The organism is Bacteroides sp. AM07-18, from assembly GCF_003602695.1.
Lineage (GTDB): Bacteria > Bacteroidota > Bacteroidia > Bacteroidales > Bacteroidaceae > Bacteroides > Bacteroides uniformis.
On the sequence record NZ_QTLM01000018.1, the window covers coordinates 47,070 to 66,171 of the forward strand.

The following is a 19,102-nucleotide window of genomic DNA, read 5'->3' on the forward strand; positions in this document are numbered from 1 at the left end:
AATCTTAAAGTTTATACAATGAAAAGACAGAGATTCTTTGAAGGACTCGGGCTGAAAGTGTATGTCACTTTGGCCATTTGTATGGCCCTTCTGTTGAATGTTCAGTTCTTGAACGCACAGAGTTCGACAATCAATGTAAAAGGTGTGGTTAATGATGCGATGGGACCGGTGATTGGCGCCAGTGTAGTGGAGAAAGGGAATGCGACGAATGGAACAATTACCGACATTGACGGTAATTTCTCTTTGAAAGTCCCTTCGGATGCCACTTTGACAATCAGCTTTATCGGTTATAAGACGGTAGAGCTGCCGGTGGCTGGAAAAACATCCTTTACTGTGACTCTGAAAGAAGACAGCGAAATGCTGGACGAGGTGGTAGTGGTAGGTTTCGGCACGCAGAAGAAGGTGAACCTGACAGGTTCTGTGGGGCTGGCTACGGCGAAGGAAATTGAAGCACGTCCGGTAGCGAATGCCACGCAGGCATTGCAGGGCTTGGTACCGGGCTTGCAGATTACGACCAATACCGGTGAACTGGACAAGAATATGTCCATCAATATCCGTGGCAACGGTACCATCGGTGACGGCTCAAGCGGAAGTCCGCTGATTTTGATTGACGGTATGGAAGGTGACATCAATACGGTGAATCCGCAGGACATCGAGAATATTTCTGTATTGAAGGATGCTGCCGCTTCCTCTATTTATGGGTCGCGTGCACCGTTCGGTGTTATCTTGGTGACTACCAAGAAAGGCAAATCGGGCAAGCCGACTATCAACTACAACAACAGCTTCCGCTTCAACAGTCCGGTGAATCTGCCGGAGATGATGGACTCCTATACCTTTGCCAACTACTTCAATGAGGCTGCACGCAACGGTCAGGACAATGCCCAGTTCTCTGATACAGTGATGCAGCAGATGCTTGACTTCCAGGCTGCGGGAGGTACTAATCGTGGCGGTTTGCCTACTGATGGCAATGTATGGGGTAAACCGGCAGGCGACCCGTTTACTACGGCGTATGCCAATACTGACTGGTTTTCCGAAATCTACAAGGGCTCTTCCTTCTCGCAAGAACATAATTTCAGTGTAAGCGGTGGTGGTGACAAGTTCAATTATTATGCTTCATTGGGCTATCTGGATCAGAATGGTTTGCTCCGTCATGGTTCCGATGACTTGAAGCGCTATAATGCTACTGCCAAATTTGGTGCCGAGCTGACCAAATGGTTGAAGTTCAATTACAGCTTGCGTTATGTCCGTCAAGACCTTGGCCGTCCTACCAATTTTGGTGGCGGTTTGTATGAGAGAATCGGCCGTCAGACTTGGCCTAATCTTCCGGTTTATGATGAAAACGGCTATTATTTTAATGGTAATGCCGATACGCCGGCGATGTCACTTGCATTGGGTGGTGAGCGCGATGTGCAGACAGATAAGGTTTATCATCAAGCAAGCTTGGTATTCGAACCCGTGAAGAATTGGATTACCAATGTTGAGTTCAACTATAGTACCAATTCTATAGATACACGTGAAACCGGACTTCCTTACTATAACCACGATGTGAGTGGAAATATTGTGGATACGCAAGGAACCTCAAGTCTCTATCAAGACTACAAGAAAGAGAGCTACATGAACTGGAATATTTACTCCACTTATTCTCTTGCTATCAATGATGATCATAATTTTAAGGTAATGGGTGGTTTTCAGTCCGAAGAAATGCGCCAGAAGTTTTTTAGTGCCAAAGGATATGGTTTGCAGGTGGAAGACCTTCCGGAACTGGACTTGATTTCGAATATTGACGGCGCCGGTAAGGATAAGGTGCCCGAGGTGGGTGGCTATCGTAATGAGTGGGCCACAGCGGGTTTCTTTGGCCGCTTGAACTATGATTATAAAGGTCGTTATCTGGCAGAGGCCAATTTGCGCTATGATGGTACCTCCCGCTTCCGCCGTGGCAATCGTTGGCAGTTGTCTCCCTCCTTCTCTTTGGGTTGGAACATTGCCCAGGAAAACTTCTGGGAAGATTTTGCGGATGTTTGCAATCAGTTGAAGTTCCGTTTCTCTTATGGTGAACTGGGGAATATGAATACAAACGGCTGGTATCCTACTTATCGTGCCATGACATTGAAGCAGGCAAACGGAAGCTGGCTGCAGAATGGACTGAAACCAAACACTGCTTATGTAGGCGACCTTATCAGTACAGCCTTGACTTGGGAGAAAGTGCGTACCTGGAATATCGGTCTTGACTGGGGGCTGTTCAACAACCGTCTGACCGGGTCATTCGATGCTTATATCCGTTATACGGACAATATGGTAGGTCCGTCTGTAGAGTTGCCCGCTACATTGGGTATTGCGACTCCCAAGACCAATAACTGTGACTTGAAGACGAAGGGTTGGGAACTTACCATCGGATGGCAGGACCGCACCAACTTCGGTATGGGCTATGGCATTAAGTTCAATGTTTCTGATGCACGTACTTATATAGACAGATACCCGGGTAACCCGACAAACTCAATCAATACTTATATCGCAGGCCGCGAGATTGGTGAAATCTGGGGCTTTGAAACCGTGGGAATTGCCAAGACAGATGATGAGATGCAGGCGCATCTGAATAAAGTGGGCGGACAAAGTGCCATCGGTTCCGGCGTTTGGACTGCCGGTGACATCATGTATGCCGACCAGGATGGAAAACCGGGCATCACCAAAGGTGCACAGACTTTGGAGGACCACGGTGATTTGAAGGTGATAGGCAACAATACTCCCCGTTATCATTTCGGTCTTGACTTGAATGCCAATTACAAGGGATTTGATGTTCGCCTCTTCTTCCAGGGAGTGATGAAGCGTGACTACTGGCAGGGTTCCAATATCTTCTGGGGCGTTGGCCAATGGGGTATGTGGTGGTCAACCGGTTTGAAGGAACACGAAGATTACTTCCGTGATGAACCCGTCGGGCTGGCCGGTCATGAGATTGCCGCCAATGTCAATTCATACTATGCGCGTCCGAGATTTGACAGTACCCAGAACCAGGAAACCCAAACCCGCTATCTGCAGGATGCGTCTTATATCCGTTTGAAGAACTTCCAGCTTGGCTACACATTGCCTGCTTCCATGATTCGCAAAATCGGTATCACCAACTGCCGCATCTTCGTATCGGGCGAGAATCTGTGGACGGGAACCAAACTGAGCAAGTTGTTCGATCCCGAAACCATCAGCGGTGGTAACACGGACAGCAATGCTTCTGCACCTATCAAGAGTGCCGGTAATGCATACCCGCTTTCAAGAACTTGGTCTTTTGGACTTAGCGTATCACTTTAATCCCATAAATAATGAAGAATATTATGAAATCGAATTATAGATATATTGTAAAAGCGTTCATGGCAATGGCAGTGATTGCCGGAACGACTTCCTGCGATGATTTTCTGGACAGAGAGCCGATGTCAAGCATTTCTCCCGAAACCTATTACTCCACTGCGGCCCAGTTGGAAGCCAATCTGAATGATGAATATCCCAATGTCCTTCCGTCATTCGGCCAGTGGACTTATGGCATCTTCGGTGAAGACAAAGGAACCGATAACCAGATAGAGGTGAATGCCAATGACCGCTATACCCAGGATCGCTGGAAAGTACCTCATAGCGAAAGTGACAATTGGAAGTTCGAACGCATCTATCGTATTAATTTCTTTTTGTCTGAAGCACTTCCCAAATTCGGTGAGGACATGAGCGGTTCACAAAATACAATTTCCGGGAGTGTAGCCACCATCAAGCACTATATCGGAGAAATGTACTTCCTGCGTGCTTACGAGTACTTTAAGAAGCTCCAGTTGTTCGGCGACTTCCCGATTATCAACCAACCGCTTGCCGATGAGATGGAAGCTCTCCGTGAAGCCAGCAAACGTTTTCCGCGTAATGAAGTGGCACGTTTCATCATTTCCGATCTTGACAAGGCTTATGCCTATATGAGTGATGTCGATATGGCGACGACCCGTATCAATAAGGATGTTGCGATGCTGGTTAAGTCACGTGTGGCACTGTTCGAGGCTACTTGGTTGCAGAATTTCAAGGGTACGGCATTCGTACCTGGTGGAGAAGGCTGGCCGGGGGCATCTCTTCACAACAATTATCAGTATCCGAGCGGAAACATTGATAATGAAGTGAAGTACTTCTTGGAACAGGCCGTAGAGGCTTCCAAACTTGTAGCAGATAAATACAAAGGGAGTTTGACGGAGAATACCGGTGTGTTGCAACAATCAGCTGATGACCCGTCAAATCCTTACTTTGATATGTTTGCACAAGAAGACCTTTCGGATGTGAAGGAAGTACTGTTGTGGCGCCAGTATGCCCGCGGACTCTCTACTCATAACATCAATGCCGCTGCCGGACGTGGTAATTACCGTATCGGTCTGACCCGTGGATTCGTACAGAATTTCCTGATGAAGGATGGTACTCCGGTTTATGCTCACGGTTCTTATGCGGATGGTGACGGCTATTATATGGGCGACAAGACGGTTGCTGATGTACGTGTAAACCGTGACCCGCGTCTCAGTATCTTCCTGAAAGAACCGGGACAGAAGAACATCCTTTTTGAAGTTGATAATAATGAAGGTACGGAAGTTGTGATGGAAGAGCCCTATCCGGCCATTACGAGTGGTGACGGTGAGCGTGGCTATGCTACCGGCTATGCATTGCGCAAGGGTGGTTCATTCAACCGTAAGTATTATGCCAATGGCGGTGGTTATACGGCAGCTGTATGTTTCCGTGCGGCTGAGGCTCTGCTGAATTATATGGAAGCAAGTTATCTGCTCAATGGAACGCTGGATGCTACGGCTCGTGAATATTGGACTGTACTTCGTCAACGTGCCGGCATCAGTACTGATTTTGACAAGACTATCGCTGCAACGGACATGAGCAAGGAGGCTGAAAATGATTGGGGAGCCTATACGGGTGGAAGTGTCATCTCTGACAAGACTCTGTATAATATCCGTCGTGAACGTCGTTGCGAGTTCCTGGCTGAAGGTCTTCGCTACATGGACTTGTGCCGTTGGCGTTCTATGGACCAACTGATGACTGCTCCCAGCCATCTGGAAGGTATGCATTTGTGGAATACTCCGATGGAGGACTGGTATCTGGATGATAATGGAAAATCCATTTTGGTTGCTGACGGGACAGACAAGGCTAATGTCTCATCGAAAGACAAGAGTGAGTATCTCCGTCCATTCGAGAGAAGCAGCAACCAGTCTGCCTATAACGGCTGCACTTGGAAGATGGCACATTATTTGAATCCTATTATGATAAAACAGTTCCAGTTGACAGCCTCTTCGGGAGCGGATGTATCGACTTCTATTCTTTACCAGAACCCTTATTGGCCGGTGGTAGCTGACCAGCCGGCTGAGAAATAAAGGTATTTTTCAATAGGTATTTGATTTAGGGAGGAGGATACACTTTCCGGTGCGAAGGTATCCTCCTCCCTTCTTTATAAATAGAAACAAGACAGAATATGACTCATTTGAATTTCAAGTTTTTAGTGGTATGCTTGGTTGTCGTGGCGTCAGTCGTCGGCCTGCAGGCACAAAATGATGTCCCTATAAGGGGGGAAGGTGAAATCGTTCCAGCCGGAGTATGGAACGATGTAAACGGGGAGTACATTAATGCACATGGTGGTGGTATACTGTTATTTGACAGTAAATATTATTGGTTCGGTGAACACCGTCCTGCAAAAGGATTCTCTACGGAGGTAGGAGTAACATGTTATTCTTCTGCCGATTTATGTAATTGGAAATATGAGGGGGTGCCCTTGTCTGTATCGGAGGAAGCTGGCAATGAAATAGAGAAAGGCTGTATTATAGAACGTCCCAAGGTGATTTATAACGAAAAGACGAAGAAATTTGTCATGTGGTTTCATCTGGAACTGAAAGGGAAGGGCTATGCGGCTGCCCGTGCAGGAGTGGCTGTCAGTGACTCTCCGGCGGGACCTTATCGTTTTGTTTCTTCAAGTCGTGTTTGTCCGGGAGTATTTCCGCTGAATATGACGGACGAAGAACGGGACATACAGTGGAATATGGAACAGTTTGAAGAATGGTGGACGCCTGAGTGGAGAGAGGCTGTCAATAAGGGGTTGTTTGTGAAACGTGACTTGAAGGGAGGACAGATGTCCCGGGACATGACATTGTATGTTGACGACGATGGAAAAGCTTATCATATCTATTCTTCGGAAGAGAATCTAACCTTGCAAATTGCCGAGCTGACTGATGACTATCAAGGACATTCCGGAAAATATATCCGTCTCTTCCCGGGAGGGCATAATGAAGCTCCGGCACTATTCAAACATGACGGTACGTATTGGATGATTACTTCCGGCTGTACGGGATGGGAGCCCAATGAGGCACGTTTGTTTTCAGCATCCTCCATCTGGGGACCGTGGAAACAGCATCTGCATCCTTTTATAGGTAAGGGGGCTGAAAAGACTTTCGGCGGTCAAAGTACCTTTGTCATTTCTACTCTGGAAAATAGATTTGTCTTTATGGCTGATGTCTGGAAGCCGGAGAGTTTGATGTATTCAAAGTATATCTGGCTGCCGATTGGTTTTGATGATACTGGTAAACCGGTTATCGAATGGAAAGAAAGTTGGAATCCTTGCTGATATATTTGAGAAAAAAGGAAAGGAACTTGCCCCGTTATCGCGGCAAGCTCCTTTTTTTATGGATAAATCTGTCCGGCTTAATAGTTGAAAGCCTTGGATTTTACGTAAACCTTGAAGTCTTTGATTCCACCCGGTACCTCGCTCTCCATTCTGGGAAGATATTGTATGCCAGTCAGTGTGCGGGTACTGCCCAAATCAATCACGACTGCATGCGGGTATGGAGTACCTTTTGTCGTGCTCCAGTAGGTTGATTCCTGGAGGTCGAAGAGTTTGTCTGCAGAACAGTTGACACGGGATACGTCTTCGCTGTCGGCATAATTGACAATCCAGGGCTCGCGTGACAGGCGTTCTCCATTCTCATCCAGCAGGTACATTTCGGCAATGCAAGCCAAGTCTTTCCCGTCTTGGGAACTTAGTGCTTCCAGGCAGACGTAACGTCCGGTGACGGGTTGGCCGAATTTGCGTTCCTGCCAGCCGTTGCCGGAATTGAAGCTGCCGGAGAGGACGGGCTGCTCACCGGACAAGTCGAGGCTCTCGCCCTCATTGCGGTGCGTCAGCGGTTTGGTGACGAGCAACTGGTCCAGCAATGGCTCGCTCAGTCCTTCGGACTTAACTTCTTTGGGACCGATGATGTCGAAGACAATCACTTCATTCTCACCTTTCTTCAACCAGCATCCCGGGATGTAGAGGGTCTGTTGCGGGCCGATTTCCCAAATGCGTCCCATGGCGTGCCCGTTGACGTAGACAAGTCCCTTGCCCCAAGTCTCGAAGTTTAGGAATGTGTCGCTGGGCTTGTTCACCTTAAAGGTGGCACGGTAGCAACCCGGAATGCGTTGTCCTAACTCATCTTTCAGTGAGCCGATGGGCTGGAACTTCATGTTCTTATAGAAATCGTATGTATCTTCGAGATTATAGACTTCCCAATCCTTCAGGTTGCAGGTGAAAGGACGGCCGTCGATGTCTACGGTAAGTTCTACGCTTTGGGTGATACCCTTGAAGTCCTTGATGGCACGTCCAAAGTTGATGCGGCCCATGGCTTCTACCAGAATGTCGAGGCGTGCACCTTTGGGGCAGGCGGGGAATTCCAGTTGCTTTTCACCGTTGCGGCGGTCCAGTTTGCCGATGTATTTGCCATCCAGGAAAACTTGGGCATAATCGTGCGCATCGTTCACAGTGAGCAGGGACGGGGTTTTCATCTCGGGCAGTGTGGTGCGGTAGAGAATACTTCCGAATCCCTGGTTATATTCCTCCATGGTACGGATATTGCGGTCTTTCTTGGCAGCAGGAAGATTGTCGAACAAAGGAGCCATCTCTGTAAATTGGAAAGACGGAATACGGATGGGCTTGATTAAAGCGGGAACTTTAGCCTGCTTCTCGCCGTTCATGTATTTGGACAATGCTTTTCGCAATTCCCAGTATTTGGGAGTGGTCTGTCCCGATTCGCTGATGGGGGCGTCGTAGTCGTAAGAGGTTACGTCAGGGGCGAATCCGGGTGAGTTGGCTCCTGCCCAGTGTCCCCAGTTGGTCCCTCCGTGGGTCATGTAGAGGCTGAAGGAGATGCCTTTGGACAACATCTCGTCAATGCCGGCAATCATGTCGGCAGCCGGACGGGTTTCGTGGTTGGCTCCCCACTTGTCGAACCAGCCGCTCCAGAATTCGGAGCACATCAGCGGGCTATCAGGACGGAGTTTCTTCAGCGGTGCAAACTGTTGGTCGATGTTGGCTCCTGTACCGAAGTTCATGGTCCATACCAGGTCGTGGAGTCCGTTCTTGGTGAAGTTGGACGCCCAGTCGCATTGGAACAGTGCTACGCCGGGGTAGTTGGCGCGTACGATGTCGCGGATTTGCGATACGTAGCCTTTGTCTTCCCCGTAGGAGCCGTATTCGTTCTCTACTTGTACCATGATGATGGGACCTCCGTTCTGTATGGTCATACCAGCTACCTGCTCGGCAACGGCTTTTTCGAAGATACCTACACGCTCCATAAAGTAGGGGTCGGATTCGCGCAGGCGGATATCTTTTTTCTTGAGTAACCACCAGGGCAGTCCGCCCATTTCCCATTCGGCACAGACATACGGTCCCGGGCGCAGGATGACATACATGTCATTCTGCTGGCATAGGCGGCAGAATTCCGCCAGGTCATTCTGTCCGGTGAAGTCGAACACTCCCGGCTGAGACTCGTGGGAGTTCCAGAATACATAAAGGCAGATGGTGTTCATGCCCAGTGCCTTGCATAGCTTGATGCGTTGGTCCCAATAGGCTTTGGGGATACGTGGATAGTGCAGCTCTGCGGCTTTGATGACAAACGGCTTGCCATTCAATAGGAATGTTCCTTTGCCGGCAGAGAAGTCGCCTTGTTCTTCCCATTGGGTACGCGGGTCCCAGCTGTCGCGCCAGGGTATCGTGATTGTGCCGTCCTTGCCGAATTCAAGCGGGAGCCATACGTAGCGTGAGTCCTCAAGGTTTTTCTTTTTCCAGCGGTCGAACATGGCAATGTAGGCATTTCCTTTTCCGTATACTTGCTGCACGTAAGTGCTTTGTGCATAGAAGGTCTTATCTGCATCAGGACCGGTACACGGATTGCCGATGGTAGTCCATTGCCCCATGATGGAGTCGGCCACAGCCAGTTCGGCAACATTGGGATCCCAGCCGGTACAACCGGAAGAGAGCATATAGTACTTGCCGTTATACTTGAATACGGCGGGTGCTTCGCGGCTTTGCTTCACGAAATTGCGTGTATAGCGACCAGTGGGCTTCAGGTAGTCATCCGTTAGTTCGCTTATATATAAGGTAGCGTTGTTTTCCGACGAGTAGAACTGATATGCCTTGCCGTTATCATCAACGAACACTGTTTGGTCGCGGCTCATCGCACCGTTGGGACGGAAGCTGCCTACATAGGTGAATGTCCCGGTAGGAGAATCGCTGACCGCTACGCCGGCACATGCCTTACTGTAGTCGGCGCTTTCCACATGCGCCCACATGACGAATTTCTTTGTCTTTTCGTTGTAAATCACTTTGGGACGTTCCAACACCTTGCTGGGGTGCAGGTCGTGTTTCTCGTCATCTTTCACGGCAGGAAGTACAATACCCTCGAACTTCCAGTTCAGCAGGTCTTTTGAAGAGTAGCAGCTGACACCGGTTACGTCGGTGCGGTAGCATTCCCACGTAGCCCATTCGGGCAGGATGGTTTCCCCTTTTTTGTATTCGCCATACCAATAGTAGGTCCCTTCGTGGTAAAGAAGGCCGCCGCCATGGGCGTTGATGGGATTGCCGTCGGTGTCTTTCCATACTTCCCCGGGTATGATTGCGGCATTTTTCGTTTGTGCTTTTGTTTTTGCAGATGGCAGGCAGCAAAGGCAGGCCAGCAATGCAAAACTCCAAATAATTTTCCTTTTCATTTAAGAATTCGGTATTAGATAATTAATAAATCGTTTATGTTTTGGGCAAAGATATGCGAAAGTTGAGAAATGGAGGGTATGTAAATGTGTCAAAAAGGAGAGATTATAGCTCTAATCTCTCCTTTTTGTGATGTTTTTCGGTCTTTTCTATTTGGTTTGTACTTGTTTCATCACCCGGAGGAAATTTCCACCCCATATCTTGGCGATGTCTGTTTCTGTAAATCCATGTTCCAGCAGACGGACGGTGATATTGATGAAATCATTGTCCCCATTGCATCCTTTGACCCCGCCTCCACCGTCGAAGTCCGAGCCAATGCCCACGTGGTCTATGCCTGCCACTTCAACCATGTGCAGCAGGTGTTTCATGAAGTCCGTAAGGTTGGTTTTCTTGGCATCCGGGTTCAGGAACTCGTCTACCAGGCAGGCTTGAGCCACACCGCCATGTGCGGCAAGGGCGCGTAGCTGTTCGTCGGTCAGATTGCGGTCGTGTCTGTAGATGGCGCTTGCAGAGGAGTGGGAGACTATGACCGGTGCTTTTGAATATTTCAGTACATCCCAGAAGGTGCTTTCGGCTGCATGGGAAAGGTCTATCATTATTCCCAGCCGGTTCATTTCTTTCACCACTTTTCTACCGTAAGGACTTAAGCCGTTCCAACGGGCAGTCGTGTCCGAAGAACTGTCGCAGATGTCATTGTTGCGGGTGTGGCAAAGGGTGATGTAGGTAACGCCTGCATCATGGAAACGGGTGATATTCTTCAAATCCTTGCCGATGCCGTATCCGTTTTCGATGCCAATATAAAAAGCTTTCTTTCCTTCGGTCTTGAGCCTGGACAAATCATCGGGCGTGCGGGCTATGGCACATTGCTCCCCGTTCATCTCCACTTGTCGGTAGATGTGGCGTATCAACTCATCCACTCGGTCAATGGCTTTCAGACTGTTCTCTTCATCGCACGGGCCTTGGCGCACCCAGCATGCCAGGTATTGTCCATCCAATTTTCCTTCTCGCATCTTGGGCAGGCAAACCTGCGTTTTTTCGCGCGTACCTATATTATAGGAAACGTCAAAATCAAGTGGGGTGTCTGTATGCGTGTCGAGGGAGAGGATGCGGCGGTGAATCTCTTTGGCATGCCGGTAGGTAGCTGCCTTTTGAACCAGAAAATAGAAGAATCTGGCAGAGATGCTGTCGCCTGCCGTAGCCAGAGCTTCGGGATGGAATTGCACACCCCATATCGGATATTCGTGGGAAGACTCTATAGCTTCGGGAATACTGTCTGACGACCAACCCGTTACGCTGAATCCCGGGGCAACTTGCTTGACCGCCTGGTGATGGTGAGTATTGGTGAAAAGTTGTGTCTGTCCGGTTATGGATGCCATGGCAGAACCGGGAGTGAGGTGGACGGTATGAGTTGGTATACTGCTCGGTTCCTGCTGCTGGTGGCAGACAGTGGTGTCGGGATGCTGGGTAGGGATATCCTGATAAAGGGTTCCGCCGAAAGCTACATTGATTAACTGTTCTCCTCGGCAGATGCCAAACATCGGAATGTTACGCCGGGTAGCCAGGCGGATGAGTGCCATGTCGTATACATCACGCAGGGAGTCCACCTCTCCCAGCTGTTCGATGGGCGATTCATTGAAATAGGAAGGGTGGATGTCTCCTCCTCCTATCAGAATGATACCGTCCAGCCGGTTGGCAATGTCTGTCAAGACAAGGCTATCGGTAGTGATGGAAATCAGTATAGGTGTTCCACCTGCCTGGATTACAGACTCGGTATACGTCATCTGTGTGGATGAGCTTCGGCCCGGATGTGAGCAGGAAATGCCGATGAGAGGGGCTTTCCTGGTTGTTTTTTGGTTGGACTGTCCCATTGCCAAATATGGACATAGAACGAGCAGTGTTGTTAACAGTAGTTTGTTCATGGTTTTCGGGGGGGATTCTTTTTCCTGCAAAGTTATAAGAAATATTTAAGCCGTCCAAGAAGTTGGATGACTTGTGAATTCGGGCAGTTTATTGGCAGAAGAACATTATATTCTTTGTTGGCGGAGGAAGTGTGTTATATAACATGCTTCCCGATGTTGCTTTTCTTTGAATTAATGCCTAATTTGCGCCTCACAAAAAGTTAACGGCATCATCGTATGTCAGGTTATTCACTTAAAATCTTAATATATCATGAAAGTATATCAGACGAATGAAATTAAGAACATTGCCCTCCTTGGCAATGACGGCTCGGGTAAAACCACTCTCACGGAAGCGCTGCTCTTTGAGAGTGGTATTATAAAACGCCGCGGCAGGATTACTGCCAAGAATACAGTCAGCGATTACTTCCCGGTGGAGCAGGAATACGGCTATTCTGTGTTTTCCACCGTTTTCCATGTGGAGTGGAACGGCAAGAAACTGAATATCATTGACTGCCCGGGTAGTGATGACTTTGTAGGGGCTGCCATGACGGCGCTCAACGTTACAGATACTGCCATTCTGCTGCTGAACGGGCAATACGGTCCCGAGGTAGGTACGCAGAACCATTTCCGCTACACCGAGAAACTGGGCAAACCGGTTATTTTCCTGGTAAACCAGCTCGATAATGAAAAGTGCGATTATGATATGGTGCTTGAGCAGTTGCAAACCATATACGGTCCGAAGGTGGTGCCCGTGCAATATCCGCTGGCTACCGGACCGAACTTCAATTCGTTGATCGATGTACTTTTGATGAAAAAATATTCGTGGGGACCCGAAGGTGGCGCTCCCATTATTGAAGAGATTCCGGCCGAAGAAATGGAAAAGGCTACAGAACTGCACAAGGCTTTGGTAGAAGCTGCAGCCGAACATGACGAAGGCCTGATGGAAAAATTCTTTGAGCAGGACTCTTTGACAGAAGACGAAATGCGCGAAGGTATCCGCAAGGGACTGGCTTCACGAGGTATGTTCCCGGTATTCTGCGTCTGTGCCGGCAAGGATATGGGTGTACGCCGTCTGATGGAGTTCCTGGGTAATGTGGTGCCGTTTGTGGACGAAATGCCACCGGTGCACAATACACGCGGTGAGGTGGTGAAGCCGGATTCTAACGGACCGACTTCCTTGTATTTCTTCAAGACTGCCGTTGAGCCGCATATCGGTGATGTTCAATACTTCAAGGTTATGAGTGGTAAAGTGCACGAAGGTGATGATTTTACCAATGCAGACCGCGGTTCCAAGGAACGCATCGCGCAGATTTATGCTTGTGCCGGTGCCAACCGTATCAAGGTAGAGGAAATGGTAGCCGGTGACATCGGCTGTACAGTGAAACTGAAGGATGTACATACCGGCAATACATTGAACGGTAAGGGCTCTGAAAACCGTTTCAACTTCATTAAATATCCGAACTCCAAATACTCACGTGCTATCAAGCCGTTGAACGAGTCGGATACAGAAAAGATGATGGTTGCTTTGAACCGTATGCGAGAGGAAGACCCGACGTGGGTGATAGACCAGTCTAAAGAATTGCGTCAGACTATTGTACACGGACAAGGTGAATTCCATTTGCGTACCTTGAAGTGGCGTCTGGAAAACAATGAAAAACTGCAAATCAAGTTTGAAGAACCGAGAATACCGTATCGCGAAACGATTACCAAAGCTGCCCGTGCGGATTATCGCCATAAGAAGCAGTCGGGTGGTGCAGGCCAGTTCGGTGAAGTTCATCTGATTGTTGAGCCTTACTACGAAGGCATGCCGTTGCCCGAAACCTATAAATTCAATGGTCAGGAGTTCAAGATGAACGTCAAGGGTACCGAAGAAGTTCCATTGGAATGGGGTGGCAAGCTGGTATTCGTCAATAGTATTGTGGGTGGTTCCATTGATGCACGTTTCATGCCGGCCATCTTGAAGGGTATCATGTCACGTATGGAGCAGGGACCGTTGACTGGTTCGTATGCTCGCGATGTACGTGTCATCGTATATGACGGAAAAATGCATCCGGTTGACTCCAATGAAATCTCCTTTATGCTGGCGGGACGGAATGCGTTCAGCGAAGCGTTCAAGAATGCAGGCCCGAAGATTCTAGAACCCATTTATGACGTGGAAGTATTTGTTCCGTCGGACAAGATGGGTGATGTGATGGGGGACTTGCAGGGACGCCGTGCCATGATTATGGGTATGAGCAGCGAGGCCGGTTACGAAAAACTGAGTGCTAAGGTGCCTTTGAAGGAAATGTCATCCTACTCTACGGCACTTAGCTCACTGACCGGTGGACGTGCTTCGTTCATCATGAAGTTTGCCAGCTATGAACTCGTTCCGAGTGATGTGCAGGATAAACTGATTAAGGAATTTGAGGCAAAGCAAGCTGAAGAATGATTTTCAGGGGTTGGTAGTTTGGCTGTTGTAACTACCGGCTGCTAATATAACAATTGTTAAAGCCGTTGTTACTTCATGGCAAGTAATAACGGCTTTTTTCATTAACGTAGATTAAGAACATGCAGAATTGTGAATTGAATGATTAATTTTTTATTAAATTTGCAAACCAAAGGCTTGTGTTTTTGTTATAATGCTCATAATACAACCTAAAAAATGGTCTTCGGTTAATTTACGAGAACGTCCGGTTAAATCAGGTTAATTGGTTAGGAGTGTTAATTAGGGAGTGTTAATTTTGTGACTATGAAAAAGTCAACTATATGGATATTAGGTGTTGTTATGGGGCTTTCCTTCCTTAGTTTGCTGTATCTGCAGATAAGCTATATTGAGGAAATGGTGAAGATGCGTAACGGACAATTTGATGAATCGGTGAAGCGTGCGTTGATGGCTGCTTCGAAAGAGGCAGAGTCCGCAGAGGTTGTGCGTTGGCTGAATGAGGATATCTCCGAGGCAGAAAAGAAGGCGTGGGAACAATCGCAAAGCAGTAGCGGAGTGATGCGTACCCAGCGGTTTGTGATGACAGCTCCGGATGGCAGTGTCCGTTCTTCGGTGGAATTGAAAACTTTCAGTAACGAGCCTTCTGAATTGCCAAGAGCAATGATTTCACGCAAACACGGAGCAAAAACCATTCCTCAGACTTCACGCTCGCAGATAGAGATGCTTAAAAACCGCTATCTTTACCAGCGTGCATTGGTAGACGAGGTGGTGTTGCAGATGGTATACAATGCCAGCGACAAGCCGATTGAGGAGCGTGTTAATTTCAAAAGTCTGGACCAGTATCTAAAAGCAGGTCTGATAGAGAATGGTCTCGGTGATATGGATTATCACTTCAAGGTGATAGACCGGGAAGGTCGGGAGGTATACCGTTGTGCGGATTATAGCGATGCAGGGAGTGAAAGCTCTTATTCGCAGCCATTGTTTTTGAATGACCCACCAGCCCGTATGAGTATCGTCAAGATACATTTTCCGGGAAAGAAGGATTATATCTTCGATTCGGTCAGGTTTATGATACCGTCGATGATATTTACTTTTGTACTGCTGGTGACGTTCATCTTTACGATTTACATCGTATTCCGCCAGAAGAAGCTGACGGAGATGAAGAATGATTTCATCAACAATATGACGCACGAGTTCAAGACGCCGATATCGACGATTTCTCTGGCGGCACAGATGTTGAAAGACCCGGCTGTGGGCAAGTCTCCGACTATGTTCCAGCATATATCGGGTGTCATCAACGATGAAACGAAGCGCTTGAGGTTCCAGGTAGAAAAAGTGCTTCAGATGTCGATGTTTGACCGTCAGAAGGCTACTTTGAAGAATAAGGAACTGGATGCCAACGAGCTGATAGCGGGTGTTATCAACACGTTTACACTGAAAGTGGAGCGTTATAATGGAAAGATTGAATCGGAGCTTAAAGCTACCAACTCTGCCATTTTTGCCGATGAGATGCATATCACCAATGTGATTTTCAATCTCATGGATAATGCAGTGAAGTATAAACGTCCGGATGCGGATCTGCAACTGACGGTGAAGACTTGGAATGAGCCTGGCAAACTGATGATTTCCATCCAAGATAACGGCATCGGCATCAAGAAGGAGAATTTGAAAAAGATATTCGAGAAGTTCTATCGCGTGCATACAGGTAATCTGCACGATGTGAAAGGCTTCGGCTTGGGACTGGCTTATGTGAAGAAGATTATCATGGATCATAAGGGAACTATCCGGGCAGAAAGTGAACTGAACGTAGGAACTAAATTTATTATTGCATTACCTTTATTAAAAAATTGATTGATATGGACGAGAAACTGCGTATTTTATTGTGCGAAGATGATGAAAATCTTGGCATGCTTTTAAGAGAATATTTACAGGCAAAAGGTTACGCTGCCGAGTTATATCCCGATGGAGAAGCAGGATACAAGGCTTTCCTGAAGAATAAATATGACTTGTGTGTGTTTGATGTGATGATGCCAAAGAAAGACGGATTCACACTGGCACAAGAAGTGCGTGCGGCCAATGCCGAAATACCTATTATCTTCTTGACGGCAAAAACATTGAAGGAAGATATTCTGGAAGGTTTCAAGATTGGTGCCGATGACTACATCACCAAGCCCTTCAGTATGGAAGAGCTGACTTTCAGAATTGAAGCTATCCTGAGACGTGTTCGCGGAAAGAAGAACAAGGAGAGCAACATCTATAAGATTGGTAAGTTTACATTCGACACGCAGAAACAGATTCTGGCGACTGCCGAGAAGCAGACTAAACTGACCACCAAAGAATCCGAACTGCTGGGCTTGCTTTGTGCACATGCCAACGAAATTCTGCAGCGTGACTTTGCGTTGAAGACTATTTGGATTGATGACAACTATTTCAATGCACGTAGTATGGATGTATATATCACAAAGCTTCGTAAGCACCTGAAAGAAGATGATTCGATTGAAATCATCAACATTCACGGAAAAGGATATAAACTGATTACTCCGGAAGCTGAGTCTTGATGAGACTCGGCTCCTCTGGGGGAGAGAAAATAAAAAAGGCGGTCTGCATGTATATGCTAACCGCCTTCTTTATTTCTTTTCTTTTGATATTAGTCGACAATTCTCTTGTTGATGACAATGTAGGAAATCAATCCCACTACAACCAAAACGGCAGAACTGCCCAAGATGGCATTGTTGTTAACATTGCCGGTAAAAGAACATGCAACCAGGATTACAGCTCCTATTACGACTAATATCAATCCCAGATTTTTTAATAAGCCTTTCATGTGTGTGTATTTTAATTAGATTATTATATTCTTTCGTATTCTTGTCACAAAGAAAAGCATAATTCTTTAACAAGCGAAATTATTTTTGCAAAAAATCCATATTTTAATAAAGAATGGAAGATGAGGAATGAAAAATGACGCTTCATCCCCTTGTTTTCTCCTCCCTTAATCTCTAATCCTTAACCCCTAATCCCTATATCTTAGTCCTTCGTATTGAAGAAAATCTTCCTCAGTACCTCCTGGCTCACACTGAGCTCTTCAATGGTGATGCCTTTCAAGGCTTCTTTGAGGGTCTGGTTGGCAATGACGCGCGCGCGTTCTTCCAGCTCCTTGCCGTCCTTGGTCAGATGTATCAGATTGGTTCGGCGGTCTTTCTTGTCCGATATGCGCACGACGAGATGCTGACGCTCCATATTGTCTATCAAGCGCGTCATGCTGGGCTTGTCTTTGAAAGTTGCATTACACAACTCTTGTTGCGTCACCCCGTCCTTTTCCCATAAGAAGATGAGGACGGTCCACTGTTCCGGAGTAATCTCCAAACCGTTCTGGCGGAAGTTGCGGGACAGCTTTCGGTTAATGGCAGCCGACACTTTACCGTTCAGTATGGCAAAGATAAGGCGGATATCAAAGTTGAATTGCTCTATCATGAAATTATTGTTTAAACAACTTTGCAAAGATAGTGCAAGCCGAAGACAATTCCTATATCCCTACACAAAAAAACATTAAATGTTTGTAGTTCAAAATAAAATGTCTACCTTTGCACCGCATTTTTAAAACGAATAATTTATTTATTTAATTAAACGAGTATGAATCAATACGAAACCGTTTTCATTTTGACTCCCGTTTTGTCTGATGTTCAGATGAAGGAAGCGGTAGAAAAATTCAAAGGCATCCTTACTGCTGAAGGTGCTGAGATTGTAAATGAAGAAAACTGGGGACTGAAGAAGCTGGCATATCCTATCCAGAAGAAGTCAACCGGTTTCTATCAGCTGATTGAGTTCAATGCAGAACCTACTGTCATTGAGAAACTGGAAATAAACTTCCGTCGTGACGAGCGCGTTATCCGTTTCTTGACTTTCAAGCAAGACAAGTACGCTGCTGAATATGCTGCGAAGAGAAGAAGTGTTAAATCAACTAAAAAGGAGGATTAATCATGGCACAACAAGTTCAATCAGAAATCAGATATTTAACTCCGCCCTCAGTAGACGTTAAGAAGAAAAAATACTGCCGTTTCAAAAAGAGCGGTATTAAGTACATCGACTACAAAGATCCCGAATTCTTGAAGAAATTCTTGAATGAGCAAGGTAAAATCCTTCCGCGTCGTATTACCGGTACTTCTTTGAAGTTCCAACGTCGTGTAGCTCAAGCTGTGAAGAGAGCACGTCACTTGGCGTTGCTGCCCTATGTAACTGACATGATGAAATAATAGGAGGAGGAAAGTATGGAAATTATATTGAAAGAAGACATTGTAAACTTGGGTTATAAGAACGACATCGTAACAGTAAAGTCTGGTTACGGTCGTAACTACCTCATCCCGACTGGTAAAGCTGTCATCGCTTCACCGGCTGCAAAGAAAATGTTGGCTGAAGAGCTGAAACAACGTGCTCACAAGCTGGAGAAAATCAAAAAGGATGCTGAAGAACTGGCTGCTAAGCTGGAAGGCGTATCATTGAAGATTGCTACTAAGGTTAGCTCTACTGGTACTATCTTCGGTTCTGTTGGTAACATCCAGATTGCTGAAGAGTTGGCTAAATTGGGTCACAACATCGATCGTAAGATTATCGTTGTTAAGGACGCAGTGAAAGAAGTTGGTAACTACAAGGCTATCGTTAAGCTGCACAAGGAAGTTTCTGTAGAAATTCCTTTCGAAGTAGTTGCTGAAGAAGCATAAGAAAAGACTTCATAATGATAAGGAAGCCCGGTTCTGATAAAGGACCGGGCTT

The 19,102-nt window shown here is 47.0% G+C and carries 13 protein-coding genes; 9 read left to right on the forward strand and 4 right to left on the reverse strand.

All coding sequences use genetic code 11. The features are described from left to right. Positions 1 to 18: 18 nt before the first annotated feature. The 3 genes from DW096_RS16965 (at position 19) to DW096_RS16975 (ending at position 6,619) form a co-directional block, all read left to right on the forward strand. Positions 19 to 3,297 (forward strand): TonB-dependent receptor, encoded by a 3,279-nt coding sequence (locus tag DW096_RS16965; protein ID WP_005833257.1) that lies wholly within the window; start codon positions 19 to 21, stop codon positions 3,295 to 3,297. Between the two features lie 23 nt (positions 3,298 to 3,320). After that, positions 3,321 to 5,378 carry a RagB/SusD family nutrient uptake outer membrane protein gene (locus DW096_RS16970; protein WP_120028830.1) on the forward strand — a complete coding sequence of 686 codons (2,058 nt, stop codon included), beginning with the start codon at positions 3,321 to 3,323 and terminating at the stop codon, positions 5,376 to 5,378. A 98-nt stretch (positions 5,379 to 5,476) separates the two neighbouring features. Then, positions 5,477 to 6,619 (forward strand): glycoside hydrolase family 43 protein, encoded by a 1,143-nt coding sequence (locus tag DW096_RS16975; protein ID WP_057281598.1) that lies wholly within the window; start codon positions 5,477 to 5,479, stop codon positions 6,617 to 6,619. Positions 6,620 to 6,696: 77 nt separating this feature from the next. On the opposite strand, the gene DW096_RS16980 is transcribed toward DW096_RS16975, so the two are convergent. Continuing rightward, positions 6,697 to 10,017 (reverse strand): beta-galactosidase, encoded by a 3,321-nt coding sequence (locus DW096_RS16980; RefSeq protein ID WP_118931130.1) that lies wholly within the window; start codon positions 10,015 to 10,017, stop codon positions 6,697 to 6,699. Positions 10,018 to 10,164: 147 nt separating this feature from the next. Further along, positions 10,165 to 11,934: a gamma-glutamyl-gamma-aminobutyrate hydrolase family protein gene (locus tag DW096_RS16985; protein ID WP_022401411.1), complete on the reverse strand. Its 1,770-nt coding sequence runs from the start codon at positions 11,932 to 11,934 to the stop codon at positions 10,165 to 10,167. Between the two features lie 250 nt (positions 11,935 to 12,184). Here DW096_RS16985 and DW096_RS16990 point away from each other — a divergent pair, with 250 nt between their 5' ends. The 3 genes from DW096_RS16990 (at position 12,185) to DW096_RS17000 (ending at position 16,893) form a co-directional block, all read left to right on the forward strand. Beyond that, positions 12,185 to 14,341 (forward strand): translation factor GTPase family protein, encoded by a 2,157-nt coding sequence (locus DW096_RS16990; protein WP_005830172.1) that lies wholly within the window; start codon positions 12,185 to 12,187, stop codon positions 14,339 to 14,341. 300 nt (positions 14,342 to 14,641) lie between these two features. Continuing rightward, positions 14,642 to 16,186 (forward strand): sensor histidine kinase KdpD, encoded by a 1,545-nt coding sequence (locus DW096_RS16995; protein WP_005830174.1) that lies wholly within the window; start codon positions 14,642 to 14,644, stop codon positions 16,184 to 16,186. Between the two features lie 5 nt (positions 16,187 to 16,191). Beyond that, positions 16,192 to 16,893: a response regulator transcription factor gene (locus tag DW096_RS17000; protein ID WP_005830176.1), complete on the forward strand. Its 702-nt coding sequence runs from the start codon at positions 16,192 to 16,194 to the stop codon at positions 16,891 to 16,893. A gap of 89 nt (positions 16,894 to 16,982) precedes the next feature. Here the strand turns inward: DW096_RS17000 and DW096_RS19470 are convergent, their stop codons facing one another. Beyond that, a complete protein-coding gene (locus DW096_RS19470; protein WP_005830181.1) occupies positions 16,983 to 17,159 on the reverse strand; it encodes a hypothetical protein in 177 nt (58 codons plus the stop codon). Positions 17,160 to 17,359: 200 nt separating this feature from the next. Beyond that, the gene (locus DW096_RS17005; protein ID WP_005830183.1) at positions 17,360 to 17,806 is read right to left on the reverse strand and encodes a MarR family winged helix-turn-helix transcriptional regulator; all 447 of its coding nucleotides are present in this window, start codon (positions 17,804 to 17,806) and stop codon (positions 17,360 to 17,362) included. Positions 17,807 to 17,965: 159 nt separating this feature from the next. On the opposite strand from DW096_RS17005, the gene rpsF reads away from it, so the two are divergent. The 3 genes from rpsF to rplI are packed head-to-tail and all read left to right on the forward strand — an operon-like array spanning position 17,966 to position 19,050. Beyond that, entirely contained in the window at positions 17,966 to 18,310 is a 345-nt protein-coding gene (rpsF, locus tag DW096_RS17010) for a 30S ribosomal protein S6 (RefSeq protein WP_005657357.1), read from the forward strand. Between the two features lie 2 nt (positions 18,311 to 18,312). Next, positions 18,313 to 18,585 (forward strand): 30S ribosomal protein S18, encoded by a 273-nt coding sequence (gene rpsR, locus DW096_RS17015; RefSeq protein ID WP_004288442.1) that lies wholly within the window; start codon positions 18,313 to 18,315, stop codon positions 18,583 to 18,585. A 15-nt stretch (positions 18,586 to 18,600) separates the two neighbouring features. Beyond that, complete coding sequence (rplI, locus tag DW096_RS17020; RefSeq protein WP_005830185.1) at positions 18,601 to 19,050, forward strand: 50S ribosomal protein L9; 450 nt, start codon at positions 18,601 to 18,603, stop codon at positions 19,048 to 19,050. Positions 19,051 to 19,102 lie beyond the last annotated feature (52 nt).